The 21,814-nt window shown below is 62.1% G+C and carries 4 protein-coding genes (1 of these 4 cut by a window edge); 1 reads left to right on the top strand and 3 read right to left on the bottom strand.

Features of this window, described 5'->3' with window-relative positions; translation table 11 throughout:
• Positions 1-105: 105 nt before the first annotated feature.
• Complete coding sequence (locus ACIOYV_RS15645; RefSeq protein ID WP_401325214.1) at positions 106-4,236, top strand: amino acid adenylation domain-containing protein; 4,131 nt, start codon at positions 106-108, stop codon at positions 4,234-4,236.
• Positions 4,237-4,743: 507 nt separating this feature from the next.
• Here ACIOYV_RS15645 and ACIOYV_RS15640 read toward each other — a convergent pair.
• The 3 genes from ACIOYV_RS15640 to ACIOYV_RS15630 all read right to left on the bottom strand — a co-directional run.
• The gene (locus ACIOYV_RS15640; RefSeq protein ID WP_401324850.1) at positions 4,744-7,224 is read right to left on the bottom strand and encodes a TonB-dependent siderophore receptor; all 2,481 of its coding nucleotides are present in this window, start codon (positions 7,222-7,224) and stop codon (positions 4,744-4,746) included.
• Positions 7,225-8,132: 908 nt separating this feature from the next.
• Positions 8,133-11,354, bottom strand: coding sequence for an amino acid adenylation domain-containing protein (locus tag ACIOYV_RS15635; RefSeq protein ID WP_401324847.1), 3,222 nt, complete (start codon positions 11,352-11,354; stop codon positions 8,133-8,135).
• Positions 11,351-21,814, bottom strand: the 3' portion of a protein-coding gene (locus ACIOYV_RS15630) for a non-ribosomal peptide synthase/polyketide synthase (RefSeq protein ID WP_401324844.1). The gene runs 3,078 nt beyond the window's last position; only the last 10,464 of its 13,542 coding nucleotides appear in the window; its start codon lies off the right edge, out of view — the gene reads right to left on this strand; its stop codon occupies positions 11,351-11,353. The genes ACIOYV_RS15635 and ACIOYV_RS15630 overlap by 4 nt, the downstream gene beginning before the upstream one ends.

Here is a 21,814-nt window from a genome sequence, read left to right as displayed (position 1 = left end):
CGGAGCCCCCGCGCTCCGGCCGTTACCCACTGAATGTTTACCCGTGTGGGCGCGATGTCCGGCCAAGCCGTCAGCGCCCAGGCGGTCGCCGACGACGAGAGACCGATGAACGACATGATCGATGATGATTTACTGGCGCTGCTGCTGGCCGATGCCGGTGATCAACCCCAAAGCATCGCCGCCCGCGCGCAGAACACCCCGGCGCCGCTCTCTTTCGCCCAGCAACGCTTGTGGTTTGTGCAGCAACTGACACCGGACAGCGCCGCTTACAACCTGCCACGCGTAATGCGCATCAGCGGCGCGTTGCAGGCGCAGCGTCTGGAAGTTGCGCTGAACCGGGTGCTGGATCGCCACGATATCCTGCGCACGGCGTTCCGCGAGATCGACGGTGTGGCCATGCAAGTGGTCGATGCTCAGGCGACGCTGGTACTCGGCGAGGAAGACCTGTCCGAACTCGCCGACGAAGACCGCGCCCGGCAGATCGCATTGCGCATCGAAGCCCAGGCAGGCGCGCCGTTCGACCTGCGTCAGGCGCCGCTGATGCGCGCGACCCTGCTCAAGGTCGGCGCCGCAGAACACCTGTTGTTGATGAACATGCACCACATCGTTTCCGATGCCTGGTCCAACGCGATCCTGATGCAGGACCTCAACCGTGCCTTCGCCCAGGCCAGCGACGCAGACGCCCCGCCGCTGCCGCGTCCGGCGATTCAATACGCCGACTACGCCGCCTGGCAACGCGATGACTACCTGCACAGCGCGTCCTGCGCCAACAGCGCCGACTACTGGCAAGACTATCTGGGCACGCCGTTGCCGACCCTGGATTTGCCGGTGGATTTCCCGCGCAGCGCGCAACAGCGTCATCCGGCCGGCAAACATGAATTCGAACTGCCGGGCTCACTGTCGACGGCCCTGAACCGCTTCTGCCAGCAACAGGGCCTGACGCCGTTCGTGGTCGCGCTCGGCGCCTGGCAACTGTTGTTGAGCCGCTACAGCGGTCAGCGGGACTTCACCGTCGGCGTGCCGAATGCCACGCGCAATCGCAGCGAAACCCAAGGGCTGGTCGGCTTCTTTGTCAGCAGTCAGGTGTACCGCGTGCGCCTCGACCCGATGCTGTCCTGCTACGATTTCCTGCAACGCCTGCGCCGCGAATCCCTGGCGGCGCTGGACCATGCGGATTACCCGCTGGAGCTGAGTTTCGACGCCCTGAAATTGCAGGCCAGCGCGCAAGCCAATCCATTGTTCCAGGTGTTGTTCAACTGGCGTACCGACAGCGGCGAGCCTGCGCACACGGATCTGCACGGACTGGCGCTGGAGTTCCTTGATGCGGGGGCGGGTCAGGCCAAGTTTGATTTATCGCTGGACGTTGCGTACTCGCAACACGGTGTTGTCGCGAGTCTGGAATACAGCCGCGATCTCTACACTTCGGCGACCATTGAGCGTCTGGCGCGGCATTGGCAAAATCTGCTGCAAGGCATCGTCGATGGTTGCTGTCAGCGGATCGGTGAACTGCCGTTGCTTGATAGCGATGAGCAAAACGTGATGTTGAAGGATTGGCATCGTGTGGTTGAGCACGCTGCGCAGGCGCCGTGCGTGCAGCAGCGCATTGCTGCTCAGGCGGAACAGACGCCGGATGCGGTGGCGTTGATTGTCGGCGACGATTGTTTGACCTACGCGCAACTGGACGCCCGCGCCAACCAGCTCGCGCATAAGCTGATCGAGGCCGGCGTTGGCCCGGATCGGCTGGTGGGCATCGCCGTTGAGCGCAGTGTGGAAATGATTGTCGGCTTGCTGGCGATCCTCAAGGCTGGCGGGGCTTATGTGCCACTGGACCCGGCGTATCCCGAGGATCGCCTGGCCTACATGATCGAAGACAGTGGTCTTGAACTGCTGCTTACTCAGTCTCATCTGCAAGCGCAGTTGCCGATTCCAAGCGGGCTTAACACCTTGTTGCTCGATCAGCCGACCGAGTGGCTGGCGGCTTATCCACAGACGTGCCCAACGGTGGCGCTGAATGGCGAGCATCTGGCCTACGTGATCTACACCTCGGGCTCCACAGGTAAGCCAAAAGGCGTGATGGTGCGCCACGCGGCCTTGTGCAATTTCGTCGAAAGCATGGTCGATCAACCGCGCCTCGCTGCCCAGGATCGCATGCTGTCACTGACCACGTTCTCGTTCGATATTTTCGGTCTGGAGATCTACGGTCCGCTGCTGGCCGGCGCCCGTGTGGTGCTGACCGGCAAAGACGTGCATCTAGATCCGCAAGCCGTGCTCGAACTGATCGAGCGCCACGGCGTGAGCGTGCTGCAAGCTACGCCTTCGACCTGGCGCATGCTGCTCGACCATGAACAGGCGTCGATTTTGACTGGCCGTACCTTCCTGTGTGGCGGCGAAGCGCTGCCGCAGGAATTGGCGGAGCGCATGCTCGCGCTGTCGCCGAAGGTCTGGAATCTCTACGGCCCGACCGAAACCACGATCTGGTCGGCGCTGCATCCGTTGACGCGCGAAAACGCCAAGCCGTACCTCGGCAAGCCAATCGACAACACCGCGTTGTACATCCTCGGCAGTGACCTGGAACTCAACCCGATCGGCGCACCAGGTGAATTGCTGATCGGCGGCGACGGCCTCGCGCGCGGTTATTTCCAGCGTCCAGCGTTGACCGCCGAACGCTTCGTACCGGATCCGTTTTCGTTCAGCGGCGAGCGTTTGTACCGCACCGGCGACCTGACCCGTTACCGCGCCGAGGGCGTGATCGAGTACATCGGCCGCATCGACCATCAAGTGAAAATCCGTGGCTTCCGCATTGAGCTCGGCGAGATCGAAGCGCGCCTGTTGGCACTCGATAGCGTGCGCGAAACCGTGGTGGTGGCGCAGGACGGCCCGACCGGCCCGCAACTCGTGGGTTATGTGGTTACGGCGACGGCTGTCGAGGATGAAGCCGCGTTGCGCGCCGAACTCAAGGCCAGCCTCAAGGCCGAATTGCCGGACTATATGGTGCCCGCGCACCTGTTGTTCCTGGCGCAATTGCCGCTCACACCCAACGGCAAGGTTGACCGCAAAGCCCTGCCACTGCCGGACCTGAGCCAGTCGCAACGCCCGTTCATTGCTCCGGTGACCCCACTGGAAAAAGCCCTCACCGAACTCTGGCAGGAAGCCTTGCAGGTCAAACGGGTCAGCCTCGACGACAACTTTTTCGAACTCGGGGGCCACTCGATCCTGGCGATCCAGTTCATCTCGCAGTTGCATGCCCGCCTCGGGATCAAACTGGCGTTGCAGCAGATGCTGGCTTACCCGACGGTCGAAGTCCTGGCCAGGTTCATCGCCCTGGAGCATCAGCAAAACGCGCAATGCGTGGTCGCGCTGAATGCCTCGACGGCTTCTGCCCCCGGACTTTTCTGCCTGCACCCCAGCGGCGGCATCGTGTTTTGCTACCAGCCACTGGCGAAGAAACTCGCCCCCCACGCCAAAACCTTCGGCGTGATGCACAAGGGCTTCGCCGACAAAACATCAGGCGCGCAGACCTGGGCCGAGATGATTGACGACTACAGCGCGCAGATTGTCGAGCAGCAGCCACACGGGCCTTATCGGCTGATGGGCTGGTCGTTGGGCGGCGCGATCGCCATGGACATCGCTGCACGCCTTGAACAGCAAGGTCGCGAGGTCAGTTTCCTGGGCCTGGTCGACACCAACGTGCCGGAACGTGACCTGCCCGCCGACCTGCCGCGCAAGCCGCTGGAACAGGACAACCCGAACCACCTCAGCGCGGAAAATGAACTCAAGGCAGCGCTCGAAGTGTTCACCCTGATGTTCGCGCACCTGGAAACGGCGGCGGCTAGTTTCATCGCCGAAAACCCGACGGCCGACCTCAAGGCCTTCTATCGCTGGGCCAGCGAACAGACGGCGACCGGGGAACAGGAAATGATCGCGACCCTGGACGGGATCAAGCAAGAGATCATGAACGCACAAGCCTTTGCGATCCACGAACGGCTGGTAGCGGCATTCGAAGAATTCTCACTGCCACGGCTCGAGGTCCAGGTCAGTTGCTGGTGGTCGCTGTCGCACAAAACCCTGGAGCAAGTACTGTTTTCGGAACAACTGCTCAGGGCCCACAACGTGACAGGCCAATTGCACACCTCGATCCACACCCCGCTGCCGCACCGCAGCATGATCTACGCCGAGTCGCTGCTGGAATCGTTTACCGACGTGTTCCTTGGCGGCCAGGGCGAGTCACGCAACTGACCGGGCAACAGCAAAAAAAGAGCAGTTACAGCGCAAACCCCCTGTAGGAGCGAGGCTTGCCCGCGAAGAGGCCGTGTCAGCCGACATTCATGCAGCTGACACACCGCCTTCGCGAGCAAGCTCGCTCCCACAGGGGACTGGTGTTGGCTGCAAATTTTGTGAACAACGCCCAACAAATGTAGGAGCGAGGCTTGCCCGCGAAGAGGCCATGTCAGCCGACATTCATGCAGCTGACACACCGCCTTCGCGAGCAAGCTCGCTCCCACAGGGGGCGGTGTCAGCCACAAATCCTGCGAACAACACCAAACCAATGTGGGAGCGAGCTTGCTCGCGAAAGCGGTGTGTCAGGCGACATGGTTTTTGGCTGTGCCGACGCCTTCGCGAGCAGGCTCGCTCCCACAGGGGACTGTGGTGGGATAGTTGGTTTGGTGGTAGCGGTTCGGATTTGGATGGGAGTTGACCCATGCCCCTTCAAAGGGACATGGGCCAGTTTCAGTGGGGGATGGATCAGAACTGCGGGGTGTATTTCACGCTGAACATTACGTTGCGTGGATCACCGTAGTTGTTGTTGCCGTTGATCTGGTTGTAGGCCGCCGCGAAGTAGGTCTTGTCGAACAGGTTGTTGGCGTTCATTGCCAGCTCGATTTCCGAGGTGAGCTGGTAACCGACACGGGCGTTCCACACGGTGTAACCCGGTACGTTGACGGAGTGGTCGAAACCGACGGTGTGGGTCTGTGCGGTGAAGCCCAGGCCAGTGCTCACACGGCTCCAGTCGCCAGGCATCTGATAGTTGCCCCACACGCGCAGCATGTGTTTAGGCGTCCACCAGCTGAAGATTTTGCCTTCGTTGTCCGGGTCGTCGAGGTACTTGGTGGTGTTGTAGGTGTAGCCGGCAAACAGTTGCAGGTTGTCGGTCACTTCGCCGCTGATTTCAGCGTCCAGACCCTGGCTGCGCACTTTGCCCGAGGCCGTCGAGCAGTACCAACCGTCGCAGGTTTGCGGACCTGCCGTATTGAGAACGGCGCGGTTTTCCTGGTCGTAACGGAACAGGGCCACGGAGGTGTTGATCCGGCCATCCATCAACTCGCCCTTGAGACCGATCTCGTAGTTAGTGCCGATGATCGGTTTAAGGACCGAACCGGCAGTATCGCGTTCGGTTTGCGGGGTGAAGACGTCGGCGTAACTGGCGTAGACCGACCACTCACGGCTCAGGTCATAAATGATACCGGCGTACGGCGTGACTTCACCGGTTTCGGTGGCGGTGCTGTTGGTATCGTCGGTAATGCTGGTCGGGGTCTCGATCTGAGATTTGTAGCTGTAGTCGTACCAACTGACCCGCGAGCCGAGCACCAGGGTCAGATCGTCAACAGGCTTGACCCGCCAGTTGCCGTACAGGCCTTTCTGGCGGATGTCGTATTTGCTCGGGAAGCCACGACCACCGGGGGTGTTGACCAAACCGTCGTAGCTGATCTCCGGACGGTCGTGATTAATGTCGAAGATGTTGTCAGAGCTGGCGTTGAAGGTCCGGGCGTATTTGTCGTCCGAGGTGTATTTGGAATAGTTGCCGCCCAGCATGACTTCCTGCTGCATGGACAAGGCTTCGAACTTGCCGGTGACGTTCATGTCCAGCGCGACTTTGGTGGAGTCCAGGTCGGTTACGAAGTCAGCGTACTGGATACCGGTGCCATCGGGCCGGATGCCGGAGCCGGTGGTTTGCGTCCGCTGGTTCTTCGCCTTGTTGGTTTCGGTCATGTGCACGGCGCCGACCTTGAAGGCCCAGTCGTCGTTGAAACGGTGTTCCAGATCGGTGTAGATCGTGGTGACGTCGATGTCCGAGTGGTTCCACTTCGCCCCGGTGTAGGTGCTGCGCGACAGGTCGATGGGCTTACCATCGGAATAACGCGGGAAGCCACGGACATTTGCACGCGATTGACCGTCGGACTGGCTGACCGCCACGCCCACGGTGGTGGCCTCGCTCAGGTCGAAGTCCAGCGCGCCGTACAGCGAGGTGGTTTTGTACCATTCGGAATCAACGAAGGTGTGGGTGTCGTCCTGGTCGGCCACGAAGCGGCCACGGATCGTGCCGTTCTGGTTCAGCGGTCCGCCGGCGTCCAGTTGCAGACCGTAGTGGTCCCACGAGCCGGCCTTGCCGGTCAGGGTCACGGTCGGTACAGCCTGACCGCGTTTGCGCACCAGGTTGACCGAGCCACCCGGGCTGCCGGTGCCTTGCAGCAAGCCCGACGCACCGCGCAGCACTTCCATGCGGTCGAAGAAAATCAGGTCCTGGGTGGCCCAGTTGCCGATCGCGTAAGTGTTACGCGGGATCGGCACACCGTCGTACTGCCAGTCATCAATCTGGAAACCGCGCGAAGACAGGATCAAGCCCCGGCCCACGCCTTGGGCGCCAACCAGGCCGGTGGTCTTGTTGGCCGCGTCCTTGAGGTCGACGATGTCCTGGTCGTCCATTTGCTTGCGGGTCATCACCGTGACCGACTGCGGAATTTCCTTGAGGGTGTGGGTGCCCTTGCCGATGGTTACGACATTCGAGGTGTAGGATTTCGAACCTTCGGTGGTCGCGCTGACCTGTTGCGCATTGATGGTGGTGGCGCCCAGTTCCAGACCTTCGGTCGAACTGCCGCGTACCAGCATCAGCGTGTTGCCTTCAAAGCTGTAATGCACACCGGTGCCTTTGAGCAACTGGGCAATCGCCGCTTCGCTGCTCAACTTGCCGCTGACGCGCGTACTGCGCAGGCCGGCCATGTCGTCGGCGTTGTAGATCACCTGTTGATTGGTCTGCGTGCCAAACGCCTGCAGCGCCTGAGGCAACGGCTGGGCCGGAATGTTGAGGGTAAAGTCTTCGGCGACGACCTGCGCGCTGAGCGGCAGCAGACACGCCATGCCCAGACCGGCCAGCGAACGACGCGAGCGCAGGGTTCGGGCGATGACCAAAGCCTTGAACAGAGGTTTCAACTCATGAATTGCTGACATCGTGCTCTCTATTATTAGTCGAAATGGATAGGACCCATGGGCAACCGAGTGCCCTGCCGCTGCCTGGACCTGTGAACCGCTTGCGACACCGCAAGTCGATGACCGGCCCCTCCCCGGGCTCGATCGTGTGTCCGGGCAGCGGAAAATAAGGTGTACAGCTGAGAAAAACTGAACCCTGTGGCTACCCTGCCCGGCTCGATTTGTCTGCTTACGTTAGTAAGACGTAACACCGCGCAAAAACCGGAATGAGTTTATTTATCATTCGCGCAAAAAATGAAAAAAAGGCCGATGCGTTGGGCATCGGCCATTTTTGTGATCCTTGTCTCATCCTTACAGGCAATGAAAATCCCATGTGGGTCTCTGGTGAACACTGGATTTGTGCCCGGCAACACTCCCCTGTGGGAGCGAGCCTGCTCGCGAAAGCGGTCTGTCAGTCACATCGTTGCTGGATGTGGCGCCGTCTTCGCGAGCAGGCTCGCTCCCACATTGTTTTTTTGGTGAACACTGGATTTGTGCCTGACAACACTCCCCTGTAGGAGCGAAGCTTGCTCGCGAAAGCGGTCTGGCAGTCACATCGTTGCTGGATGTGGCGCCGTCTTCGCGAGCAAGCTTTGCTCCTACTTTGGGTCTCTGGTGAACACTGGATTTGTGCCCGGCAACACTCCCCTGTGGGAGCGATCCTGCTCGCGAAGGCGGTCTGTCAGTCGCATCGCTGTTGGATGAGATGCCGTCTTCGCGAGCAGGCTCGCTCCCACATTGGTTTTTTGATGAACACTGGATTTGTGCCTGACAACACTCCCCCCTGTAGGAGCGAAGCTTGCTCGCGAAGGCGGACTCACAGGCACCATTGAAGGCAACTGACCCACCGCGATCGCGAGCAACCCCACCCCCACAGGATCGGGCAAGGCTCAACCGTTTTGCGCAGCCTTGGCGTTTTGCAGTTGCCGGGCTTTTTCGGTGAGTGCGGCTTTTTCTTCCGGGCTCATATTGTCCAGTCGCAACCGCGCCTGGGCGATTTTCTCCAGTTGGCCTGGGCTGCTTTCCCGGGCCCGCAACGCCGCCGCCAGACCCGCCACGGTCGGATGGTCAAACACCACACCCGGCTGGATTTCGCACTGCAACAGCTTGCGAATCCCGGCCACCAGTTTGATCACCAGCAAGGAATGGCCCCCGGCGGCGAAAAAGTCCCGGTCGATGCCCAGACGCTCAACCCCCAGCAACTGCGCCATGCGCGTCACCAGCAATTGCTCTAGCGCATCGCGAGGTTGCAGGCCTTCATCGTCCGCCGAGGTGGACGCCAGTTGTTGCAACGCCTTGCGGTCAACCTTGCCGTTGGCCAGTCGCGGGAAGCTCTCGATGAATTGCAAATGCTGCGGCAGCATCACGCTCGGCAAACGCAGCGCCAGTTCATCGCGAACCGCATCCAGCAACGTCGCCGAAGGCGCCTCACGCGGGACGATGAATGCGAGCATCCCGTCCTGCGCGGACTGACCCGGCAACACCAACGCCTGCGCGACCTGCGGCAGACGCAGCAACTCGGCTTCGATCTCCGCCAGTTCGATACGGAAACCGCGCACCTTGATCTGCTGATCGCGCCGACCGTGCAGCGCAATCGCCAGATCCGGGCGATAACGCGCCAAATCCCCCGTGCGATACAAACGCTGCTGAGGATTGAACGGGCTCTGAATGAACACGTCCGAATCGGCCTCGACATTCACATAGCCGCGGCACAACTGCGCGCCGCCTAAATACAGCTCGCCCAGCACACCAACCGGCGCCAATTGCAGATTGTCGTCGAGGACAAACACCTGATTGTTGCCCAACACCTGGGACAGTACGCCGGCGTCCGGCATATCCAGCCGCAGCGGATGCACCAGCACACCCACCGTGGCTTCGGTCGGGCCGTAGTGATTGAACACTCGGCAATCGCTGCGCAAACCGGCAATCCGTTGCACCAGTGCCGGCGCAATCGGCTCGCCACCGAGAACCAGCGTGCGCGGCAATTGCGCGCGTTCGCTGTCGAGCAGCGCAGCCAGGTGCGACGGCACAATCTTCAGGCAATCGATGGCTTGCTGTTGCAGGAAACCGGCAAACAAATTGCCGTCCTGCATCTGTTCATCGCTGGCCACATGCAACGCCGCACCGTTGAACAGCGCACCGAACAACGCCGTGTTACCCAAGTCCGCCGCCACCGTGGAGGTGAAGCCGAACTGACGGCACTGCTCCAGCCCCAAGGCCTGGCTGGCGTGAGCGGTGTAGTTGAGCAATTGTTGATGCTCGATCACCACACCTTTCGGCACACCGGTCGAACCCGAGGTGAACAGCACGTAAGCCGCCTGATCAGCCTGAGTGTCAAACGTAATCGCCGACGTCGCCGCCGGAGCCGATTGCAACACGCGATCCAAGGTCGCCAAGGGCAACGGATGATCGTGCCATTGCGCGATGTGCGCGGCGTCGACCAGCAACAATGCAGCGCCGGCCTGTTCCAGCATCAAGGCCTGACGGGCCTGCGGCCATTGCGGGTCCAACGGCAGGTACGCCGCGCCGATGCGCCACGCCGCGAGCATCGCGACTACCAACTCCGCCGAACGTGGCAAGGCCAGCGCGACAATCGCCCCCGGCGCCAGACCCTGGGCTTTCAGTGCCTGGGCCAGCGCCTCGACCTTCACCTGCAATTGCCCGTAGCTCAGGCGCTGATCGCCGTCAGTCAGGGCAATGACGTCCGGTGTGGTCCGGGCAAAATCGGCAATCCGCTGCGGCAGGAATCGAGCATCGGCCAACGCCTGCACGGGCGGGTTGATCGACAGCAAACGCTGTTGTTCGGCAGCGCCCAACACGCTCAGTTGGCCGAGTTCGGCGTGAACATTGGCAACGATGTTTTCCAGCAATACGCGCAACTGCGCCAGCAACCCTTCGATCGCCTGAGCCGAGTAGCGTGACGCGTCGTAACGCAGGTGCAAGGCGTGGGCGCTGCCCGCCTCGTCCGTTTCCAGTTCAAGCATCAATTCAAACAGCGATTCGCGTACTGTCGAACGCGGCGCCCATTGCAAACCACCAGACGTCGCGGCCTGCAGGGCCCGGCAAACAGCAAAACCATACGCCGGACGCGCTGCCGTCGGCGCCAGTTCCGGCGACCAGTATTCCTGCCACGTACGATGCTCATCCAGACGCGCCGCCAACTCGGCCATCCACGTGCTGAACGCGGCATTCGCGCTCAGCTTCAGGTTCAGCGGCAGGGTTTTCGCGAACACGCCCACGGCATCGCTGAAGTATTCGTAATCTTCGCGGCTGTCATGCCGCACACCGACCAGCACTTGTTCATGCCCGCTGAGCCGACCCAGCAACAACCACCACGCTGCTTGCAGCACCACGCTCGGCGAATGCTCCAACGTCCCGGCGACCTGCTGCAAACTGTTGCGCAGAGCAGGTTCGAAGGTCAGCGATTCAGTCGCCGATGAAGCAGCAGAACCCGGATTGCGATAGGCCAACCACGGCGTACTCAGATCAGGGTCCGCGCCTTGCAAATGGTCCTGCCAGTAAACACGCGCGCCGGCCGCGTCCTCGTCCAGCACGACTTCACTGCGCCAGTCCAGGTACTGAGTGAATTCCCCAGTCTCTTCATCGTCCGCCGCCGCGTCTTGCGCATAGGCCTGCACCAATTGCCGATACAGCAAGCGCACGCCACTTTCATCGAGGCTGTGCCGGGCCAAGCCCAACACCAGTTTCCACTGATCATCGGCCAAGCGATACAGCACCGCTTGCGCGCCCTCGGATTCACCGACGACAAAAGAACGTTCCGCCCATTCGGCAAGCTGAGCCTGAATCCCCGCCGGGGTTTCGACCCGCGCCTGCACAGTCAGCGGGAAGCGCTCAGCGCCCCCGACAAACTGCCGCAAGCCATGGAACCCCGGCGCCTTGCCCAGCCGTGCGACCAGCATCGGCTGTTGCGCGAGCACACTGTCCAGTGCGCTTTGCAGCCGCTGCGGATCGAGGGCGCCGTTGATCTCGACCTCCAGGAAACGCAGCGCATCGCCGCAGGCCGGGGCCTTGGGCAACTGTTCCAGCAAGCGTTGCTGTTCAGGCGTCAAGGCGAAACCCAGGTCCTGCTGGTCCATCGATACCTCGTTCATGCTCCGGTTTCCTCGGTGTTCATTACGCGCTCAAGGGCGCTGCGGTCGAACATGTCGCCCATGGCCACGACTATCTTGCGCGGGCCTTCGAACGGATCACGGGCGTGGGCCACCAGCATGTTGTCGAGCAGGATGGCGTCGCCTTTTTGCCAGTCGAAACGCACCGCGCACTCTTCGTACAAGTCGCCGATGCGTTGCATCACTTCGTCTTCAATCGGTGTGCCGTCGCCGTAGAACACGTGGCGCGGCATGCGATCGAGGCCGAACATCGACAGCAGGTCTTCACGCACATCCGGCTCCAGCCAGTAGATATGGTGCAGTTGCACCTGATTGAAGAACGATTTGGCGCCGGTCACCGGGTGCGTAATGATCGCCGGGCCCGGGGTGCGGGTTTGCAGTTCATTGTTATCGAGCCAGCGCCATTCGATGCCACCGGCCCGGCAACGGGCCTCGACTTCGGCGCGGTCTTCAGTCTTGAAGAAGTGCTGCCAGGACACGTCGAGGTTGTCGGTAAAGGTGCGCACGTAAAGCAGGCCCTTTTCCTCGAACTTGTCGCGCAGGTCCGCCGGCAGTTTTTCGTACATCAAGCGGCAATCCACCACTGGCGTCGCTCCGCCGACAGGTGCGGCTTGCTCGCAATAGAACATCTGCTTGCGCGGCCAGCGGTCCTGATGGGAGCTCTCGTTGTGGAACAGGATCATCTTGCGTTCCGGGTACGGCGTGGAGCGGTAGGTGTTCTTGCCGCCCTCTTTCTTCGGCAGGTCGCCGTACTGGCCGTAAAGCCCCGGCTGGATCGCTTCGGCAAACGCCTCGAAACCCTGGATGCCGTCGAGCTCGAAACCACGGAACAGGATCCCGGCATGCTTGGCGAGTTTTTCTTCGATCAGCGGGCGGTTGTTATTGATCCACTCGATCAAGTCCAGCTGCGGCTCGTTTGGCTCCAGCAGCAACGGGAACGGCTGCGGCGCGGCGATCAGCGATTCGCGGATCGGCGCAGGCCGGGCCTTGGCCGCCGGGGCGACACCGCGCTTGAGGAACTTGCCGAGTTTGTCGGCCTTGGGTCCGGGGACGGCAGGCTTGGCGGCCACCGCTAAATTGTCGACTGGCATGCTGATAGCTCCCAATTGAATGTCCTGATCAGCGACGATCTGTTCCAACAGGGCTATCCAGGCCTTGACCAGGTGCTGAATGCGCTCGTGTCCGAACAAGGTTGTGGCGAATTGCCAATTACCCAGCAATTGCCCTTCTTCATCGTCAACGAACAACGCCATGTCGAATTTAGAATGGGTCTCCAGCGCCGGCAGCGATTCCACGCTCAAACCACCCATGGACTGGGTGCGTCCCGGCAGGTTATTCATCACGAACAACACCTGCACCAACGGGTTCATGCCCTTGTGGCGCGGCACGTCCGAGGCGTCGACGATCATGTCGAACGGCAGGTCTTGATGCTCCATCGCACTCAGCAGGTTTTCCTGGGTCTGGGCCAGGAATCCGGCGAACGGTGTGGCGCCATCGAACTGCGAACGCAACGGCAGGACGTTGACGAAGAAGCCGATCAAGCGCTCCAGTTCCGGCTGTTCACGCCCGGCCACGTCGGCACCGACCAGCACATCCGCGGCACCGCTGACCTGGTGCAACAACACCTGGAACGACGCCAGCAACGTGCTGTACAGCGTGACGCCCGCGTCCATCGACACCTTGCGCAACGCCGCGCTGAGTGAAGGGGTGAGCTGGAACTGCACCGCGTCGCCCTCGTAGGACGGCGTCAAGCCACGTGGGTTATCCGCTGGCAATTTCAGTTGCCCGTTGTAGCCGGCCAGCCGGGTTTTCCAGTACTCGGCCTGACGCGCCAGCACGCCCTGCTGCTCCAGTTCCTGCTGCCACAGCGCGAAGTCGGAATACTGCACGTCCAGCGGCGGCAACGGGTTCAGGTCACCGACCTTGGTGCGCTCATAAATCTGCACCAATTCGTTGACCAGCAAGCCCATCGACCAACCGTCGGAAATGATGTGGTGCATCGCATACAGCATCACGTGCTCGGTCGGCCCCAGGTGCAGGATCCGCCCGCGCAGCAGCGGCGCGTGCTCCATATCAATCGGCGTGCGCGCGTTTTCCAGGGCCGCTTGCGCGACCAGTTCTTCCTGGGCACTGCGCGACAGACCGGACAAATCGATCACTGGGAAATCAACGTCGACCTGTTCGGCGATCACCGCAATCGGATCACCTTCATCGTCCTGGGTGTACGCGGTGCGCAGTACTTCATGACGACGCACCACCTCGGCGAAGCTGCCGATCAGCCGCTCCACCGACAACTCGCCGCGCAAACGCAGGGCCATCGGCATGCCATACGCCGCCGTGCCGCCGGACAGTTGCTCGGCGATCCACAAGCGGCGCTGCACCAGCGACAACGGTGCGCTGTGCCGGGTGCCGTGGGCCTTGAGCACCACACTGTGGCCGCTCGGTTCCGGTGTGCCCTGCTGCTGCGCGATCCACGCCGCCAGGTCCTTGAGTCGCGGATGGCTGAAAAGGTCACGCAGGCTCAGCGTACAAGCCGTGAGTTTGCGCAGGCGCGAGACCGCTTGCGTCGCGAGCAGGGAATGCCCGCCCAGTTCGAAGAAGTGATCGTCGCGGCCGACCTGATCCAGTTCCAGCACGTCCTGCCAGACCGTGGCGATCTGCTGTTCTAGTTCGCCTTGCGGCGCAACAAAGTCCAACGCCACCAGACTCGCGTCGATGCCCGGCAAGGCCTTGCGATCGATCTTGCCATTCGGGCTCAGGGGCAGGCTTTCGAGGAACAGCACGTGGGCCGGCACCATGTAATCCGGCAAGCTCGCTTTCAAACGTGCCTTGATGTCATCGCGCAACGCCGCCAGCGCGGACGCATCGCCGCTGATGTGCGCCGGATCGTCGAACACCACGTACGCCACCAATTGCTGGCCGATGGCGCCCGGTTGCGCGACCACCAAGGCCTGACGCACCGCTGGCACCTGCAACAGATGGCTTTCGATTTCACCGAGTTCGATGCGGAAACCGCGAATCTTCACTTGATGATCCAGACGCCCGACGTACTCGATCACGCCGTCGGCGCGATAACGCGCGAGGTCGCCGGTGCGGTACACGCGGCCACCGCCGACTGGATCGAACGGATCGGGAATGAAGCGCTCAGCGGTCAGTTCCGGGCGCTGGAAGTATCCGCGCGCCAGCAGCTCACCACCAATCACCAGTTCACCGACTACACCGACCGGCGCCGGTTGGCCCTGGGTGTCGAGCACATGAATCCCTCGACCGCCCAATGCCCGGCCAATCGGCATGCTCACCGGCAACGGGAGGCGGCCGGACACGTAGTCACTGCAATCGAGCACCGTGGCGCTGACCGTGGCTTCGGTCGGGCCGTAGGTGTTCAGCAGGCGCACATGGCCGAGGCCGGCCTGGCCCCAAGTGGCGACGCCTTCCGGCGGCATGGCTTCGCCACCGACGATCATCTGGCGCAGCACGCCATAGTCGCGGTGACCCGCCGCCGCGAGGTCCTTGGCCAACATGTTCCAGTAAGCGGTGGTCAGGTCGCTGACGCTGAACTGCTTGTCGAGCAATTCGCGATACCAGGTTTCGCTGTCCCAGATGTCCTGACCGCGCAGCACCACCGAGGCACCGCAGATCAGCGCCGGGTAAAGCTGTTCGACAAAGGCATCGAAGTTGAACGTGGCGAATTGCAGAGATCGGTCCTGCGGCGTGAGGCCGAGGACGTCCAGAGCGACCTGGGTGTGACGGGTCAGCGCCGACTGGGTGATGCCGACGCCTTTCGGGCGCCCGGTGGAGCCCGAGGTGAACATCACATACGCGAGGTTTTGCGGGCCGCTGCGCTCCGGCAGGTTGTCGGTCTGTGCCGGGTAATCCAGTTGATCCAGGCTCAGCACGCTCACGCCCGCCGCTGTTGGCAACGTCGCCGCGAGATGGCTTTGGGTCAACAGCACGCGCAGGCCGCTGTCCTCGATCATCGCGCCCAGACGCTCGGCCGGGTATTCCGGGTCCAGCGGCACATAAGCGCCACCGGCCTTGAGCACCGCCAACAGGCTGATGATCATCTGCGTAGAACGCTCAACCGCGATGCCCACCAGCACTTCCGGGCCGACGCCGTGTTGCAGCAGCACGCGCGCCAATTGGTTGGCCTGGGCATTCAGTTGCGCATAGCTCAGGCGTTGCTCGTCGAAAATCAGCGCCAAGGCGTCCGGCGTGCGTTCGGACTGCAGCTCAAACAAACGCTGCACGCCCACACCATCGGCCGGCAGCGCCAGCGGCTCGCGCACCGCGTTCGGGACCAGCGCCAGATCGCCCACGCAACTGGCGGCTGGTGCCTCGACCATTTGCAACAGCAGGTGTGCGAGGTGCCCGGCGAGTTGCTCGATCGCCGTCTCATCAAACTGCTGACGGTCGAAACTCAGCTGGAACGACAGCTCGGTACCGAGATTGACCGCCAGGGTCAGCGGGTAGTTAGTTTGCTCGAAGTTACCCACTTCACCGAAGCGCAGGTCTTGCGGCGCGCCCTGTTGCAGGGCTTCGGAGATCGGGTAGTTCTCGAACACCAGAATGTTGTCGAACAGGGCTTCACCGCCCTGCCCGGCCCAACGCTGGATGTCGAACAGCGCGGTGTGTTCCTGCTCGCGCAACGCCAGGTTCTGCGCCTGCACCTGTTGCAACCACTGCGCCAGCGGCTGTTCGGCACGCGGGCTGGCGACCACCGGCAAGGTGTTGATGAACAGACCGATCTGCTGCTCGACCCCGACCAGTTGCGCCGGACGCCCGGACACCGTGGCGCCGAAGCTGACCGTGTCGAGCCCGGTGTAGCGTTGCAACAGCAGCAGCCAGGCGGCTTGCACCATGGTGTTGAGGGTGACTTTCTGTTCACGGGCAAAGGCATTCAGCCCAGCGGTTTGCGTCAGGTCCAGGGTCAGGAAGTGTTCGCCCTGTGCGCTATTGGTGGCTTCGCTGCCGGTCCACACCAGCGCCTTGGCCAACCGGGTTGGCTCATCGAATCCGGCCAATTGGCCTTTCCAGAAACCTTCGGTGATCTGCGCGTCTTGCTGGGTCAGCCATTCGATGTAATCGCGATAACGCCCCGCCGTGTTCGCCGGCACGTGGCCGCTGTAGCGTTGCAGCACTTCGCCGAGCAGCTGCGAATTGCTCCAGCCATCCATCAAGATGTGATGGCTGGTGTAGATCAGGTGATAACGCGCGGTGTCGAGACGCACCACGGTCAGGTTCAGCAACGGTGCTTTAGCGAGGTCGAAACCCTGCTGGCGTTGCGCGGCCGCCAGTTCGCTGAGCGCCAGCGCCACATCGCTGTGAGCGCGCCAGTCGTGGAAGGTGAACGGCACGGCCAGTTGTTTGTGAATCACCTGCAATGGACGCTTGAACTCACCGTCCCAGACAAAACTGCTGCGCAGCACATCGTGGGCGTCCACCGCCGCTTGCCAGGCCTCGCGGAAACGTTCGACATCCAGGCCTTCGACATCCACGCACATCTGATTGATGTAGTCGCCGGCCTGTTGCTCGTAGAGGGTGTGGAACAACATGCCCTGCTGCATCGGCGACAACGGGTAGATGTCGGCAATTTGCTGCGGCGCGACCGGCACGCTGTCGAGTTGCACTTGAGTCAGGCCGGCCAACGGGAAGTCCGAAGGCGTCAGGCCCTGCACGCCTGGGGTCACGCAGTGAGCGATCAATGCCGCCAGTTCTTCGGCGTAGTCCTCGGCCAGACGTTCAATGGTGGCCGTGTCGAAACGTTCACTGCTGAAACTCCAGCCGACGCTCAGTTCGCCGCCATACACCTGGCCATTGAGGGTCAGCCAGTTGCCCATCGGCGCCTCAAGACTTTGATCGAGCCCGGCGTTGTCTTGGGCCGGGGTGAACAGCGCCGCGTCATCGCCCTCGAAACTGCCGTCGAACTGGCCGAGGTAGTTGAAGGTGATGCGTGGGCTCGGCAATCCACGCAGGGGTTGCTGCGCCTGCTCGTCACCGAGGTGACGCAAAGCACCGAAGCCGATGCCCTTGTTCGGGATCGAGCGCAGTTGTTCCTTGATCTGCTTGATCGCTGCACCGGGCTCGCTGGCCGGGGTCAGGCGCACCGGAAACAGGCTGGTGAACCAACCCACGGTGCGGGTCAGGTCAACCCCGTCGAACAGCTCTTCGCGACCATGGCCTTCGAGCTGGATCAGCGTCGATGGCTGGCCGGTCCAGCGCCCGATCACCCGCGCCAATGCGCTCAGCAACAGGTCGTTGACCTGGGTCCGATAGGCCGCCGGGGCTTCTTGCAGTAACTGCCGGGTCAGGCTCTGATTCAGACGGGTCTGAACGTTTACGCGCAGATGATTCTGCTGGCCGGCATCGTCGCGCAGGCACGGCAAATCGGTGTTTACATCGCTCAAGCAGGCTTGCCAGTAAGCCAGCTCCTGCTGCAACGCCGGGCTGTTGGCGTAACGTTGCAAATGCTCGCTCCAGTCCTTGAAGGCACTGGTCTTGGCCGGCAACATCAGGGCCTGGCCGTCGAGCAATTGCTGATAGCCGTTTTGCAGGTCTTCGAGCAGGATCCGCCACGACACACCATCCACTGCGAGGTGATGGATCACCAGCAACAGGCGCTGAGTGCCATCGGCCAGAGTCGCCAGCACCGCACGCAGCAACGGGCCTTGTTGCAGGTCGAGGCTGCGCTGGGCGCGGTTGCCCAAGGCTTCGAGTGCAGCCGCGTCGGCCACCGATTCCTGCCATAGCAATGGCTGTTGCAGTTGTTCAATCGACTGATGCTCTGCCACCCAGCCATCGTTGTGCTGGGTGAAGCTCAGGCGCAACGCATCGTGATGCGCCACCAGTCCGCGCAGGACCTGCTCGATCTTTTCAGCGTCGAGCGCCACTCGCGGCTTGAGCAACACCGACTGGTTCCAGTGATGACGTTCAGGGATTTCATCGTCGAAGAACTGCTGCTGGATCGGCAACAGCAACGCCGCGCCGCTCACCGCTTGTTGATCGATGCCGGACTCGCTGTCACCGACCTGGGCCACCAGCGCCAGACGCTGCACGGTCTGGTGCTGGAACAGGTCTTTGGGGCTCAGGCGAATCCCCAGTTGACGGGCGCGGCTGACCACCTGGATCGAGATGATCGAATCACCGCCGAGTTCGAAGAAGTTGTCGTTGAGTCCGACTTGCGGCAGCTTCAGCACGTCTTGCCAGATCGCCGCGATGCGCTGTTCCAGCTCGCTTTGCGGGGCCTGATAAACCTGCTGCGCCTGGCTCGCATCCGGGGACGGCAAAGCATTGCGGTTGAGTTTGCCGTTGCCGGTCAATGGCAATTGCGCCAGCAGCAACAGGTGCGCCGGAATCATGTGATCCGGCAGGTTTTCCTTGAGCGCGACGCGTACGCTGTCGCGCCATTGGCCTTGTTCGGTCGGGTCAGCGTCGAGCAATGCGGCGTCGGACGGCACCAGCCAGGCGACCAGTTGCTGGCCACTGAGGCCGGGTTGCGCCAGCACCACCGCTTGGCTGATGGCAGGCTGTTCCAGCAGTTGCGCTTCGATTTCGCCGAGTTCGATGCGGAAGCCGCGAATCTTCACTTGGTGGTCGATGCGCCCGATGTACTCGATCACGCCGTCAGCGCGATACCGCGCCAGGTCGCCCGTGCGGTACAGGCGACCGCCGTCAGCGGCGAACGGGTCCGGGATAAAGCGCAGGCAGGTCAGGTCGGCACGGTTCAGATAACCCCGGGCCAGACCGGCGCGGCCGACGTACAACTCGCCGATGCAACCCTTGGCGACCGGGTTCAAATCACCGTCGAGCAAGTACCAGGACAAGTCCGGGATCGGCTCGCCAATCGGGCTGCTCGCGTCACGTTGCAAGTCCGCCATGGTCAGCGGGCGGTAGGTCACGTGAACGGTGGTTTCGGTGATGCCGTACATGTTGATCAGTTGCGGGGCCTGGTCGCCAAAGAGCTCGAACCATGGGCGCAGGCTCTTGACCTCCAGCGCCTCGCCACCGAACACCACGTAACGCAGGGACGGTTGCAGCGCGGCGTGTTCCGGCGCGCAGGCGACTTGCATCAACTGCTTGAACGCCGACGGCGTCTGGTTGAGCACCGTGATGCGCTCGCGGCACAGCAACGCATAGAAATCTTCCGGCGAACGGCTGACCTCGTAGGGGACCACCACCAGTTTGCCGCCGTACAGCAGCGCGCCGAAAATTTCCCAGACGGAGAAGTCGAACGCGTAGGAGTGGAACAGGCTCCACACGTCCTGCGGGCCGAAACTGAACCAGTCCTCGGTCGCTTCAAACAACCGCAACACGTTGTGATGGGCAAGCAACGTGCCCTTCGGCTGACCGGTAGAACCGGAGGTGTAGATCACGTAGGCCAGGTTGTCCGGGCTCATGACCACTTGCGGATTGGCGTCGCTGTAGCCTTCGAGGCCGTCGCGATCCTGATCCAGCATCAGGCTGCGCACCGAGTCCGGCACCGGCAGGCGACCGAGCAGATGGCTTTGGGTCAACAGCAAGCCAATGCCGCTGTCGTTGATCATGTAGGCCAGGCGTTCTTCGGGATACGTCGGGTCCAGCGGCACATAAGCGCCGCCAGCCTTGAGGATCGCCAGCAGGCCGACCAGCATGTCCAGGCTGCGCTCGACTGCGAGGCCGACGCGCACGTCCGGCCCGACCCCGCTTTCAATCAGCTTGTGCGCCAGCGGGTTGGCCCGGGCATTGAGTTCGGCATAGCTCAGGCTTTGCTCGCCGTAAGTCACGGCAATCGCTTCGGGCGCACGCAGGGCCTGGGCTTCGATCAGTTCATGCAGACATTGTTGACTTGGGAAATCCGCCACGGCCGGGTTCCATTGCAACAGAGTGGCCTCGCGTTCGGCGTTGTCCTGTAACGGCAACTCGGCGATGCGCTGGCCGCAATCGGCGACGATGGCGTTCAGCAGGTTGGTCCAATGTTGCGCCATGCGCGCCATGGTCGATGCGTCGAACAAGTCGGTGGCGTAGGTCAGTTCAGCCCAGACATTGTCGACGGATTCAAAGGTGTCGAGGGTCAGGTCGAACTTGGCGGTGTGCGAGGCCCAGGTCAGCCCTTCGATCTCGATCTGCGGCAGACGCGCCGCGCCCCGGGCTTCACGGGCCTGGCTCTGGTGGTTGTGCATCACCTGGAACAACGGACTGTGGCTGAGGCTGCGTTCCGGTTGCAGCGCATCCACCAGTTGTTCGAACGGCAGGTCCTGATGGGCCTGGGCGCCGAGCACGGTGTTTTTGACCTGTTGCAGCAAACCACGGAACGTCTGCTGGCTGTCGATCTCGGCCTTCAGCACTTGGGTGTTGACGAAGAAACCGATCAAGCCTTCGGTTTCGAGGCGGTTGCGGTTAGCCACCGGCACGCCGACGCGAATGTCGGACTGGCCGCTGTAGCGGTGCAGCAAGGTCTGGAACGAGGCCAGCAACAGGGCAAACAGGGTGACGTTTTCCCGTTGCGCGACTTGCTTCAGGGCAGCGGCCAGTTCGGCGTTCAGCGGAATTTCCTGGCGCGCGCCGCGATAGCTTTGTTCGGCCGGACGCGGACGGTCCGCCGGCAACTCCAGCAACGGCTGATCGCCGCCCAGTTGCGCGGTCCAGTAACCCAGTTGGCGCTCGCGTTCACCGGCCTCCATCCATTGCCGCTGCCATACGGCATAGTCGGCGTATTGCACCGCCAGCGCCGGCAGTTGGCGCGGCTGGCCGATGCTGTAACCGGCGTAGAGTTCGATCAATTCATCGACCATGACCTGCATCGACCAGCCATCGGAGACGATGTGGTGCAGGGTCAGGACCAGGACGTGATCGTCGGCGGCCAGCTTCAACAACTTGACCCGCAGCAGCGGACCTTGTTGCAGGTCGAACAGCGCCAGGGTTTCTTCGGCCACCAGCACCTTGAGGCGTTCGTCGTCGAGTTCGCCATCGAGTGTTTGCACCGCGAGGGCCAGGGGCGACGGCGCGTCGATCTGCTGCCAGGTCTGTTCGTTTTGTTGAATGAAGCGAGTGCGCAGGGATTCGTGGCGAGTGATCAGCGTGTCGAAGCTGTTCTGCAACGCCGCCAGGTCCAGGCTGCCGCGCAGACGCAACGCCGCTGGCACATGGTAAGCGCTGCTGGTCGGCTCCAGTTGCCAGAGGAACCACTGGCGTTCCTGGGCATACGACAACGCCATCGGTTGCTGGCGTGGCAGCGCGACAATGGCGGGCTCGGCGTGTGCCGGCTCGACGCCGAGCGCCGCGACGAAATCCTGCAAGGTGCTGTGCTCGAACAACGTGCGCAGCGGCACTTGAACATTCAGCGCTTGGCGCACGCGAGAAATCACCTGGGTGACCAGCAGCGAGTGGCCGCCCAGTTCGAAGAAGTTGTCGCTTAAACCGACCTGCTCCAGCTTGAGCACCGCTTGCCAGATCTCGGCCACTTTGTG

This window comes from Pseudomonas sp. NPDC087342 (assembly GCF_044744265.1).
In the GTDB taxonomy this organism is placed as follows: Bacteria; Pseudomonadota; Gammaproteobacteria; order Pseudomonadales; family Pseudomonadaceae; genus Aquipseudomonas; species Aquipseudomonas nunensis.
Note: the sequence above shows the minus strand (reverse complement) of the source record. Positions and strands in the feature narration are given on the sequence as shown.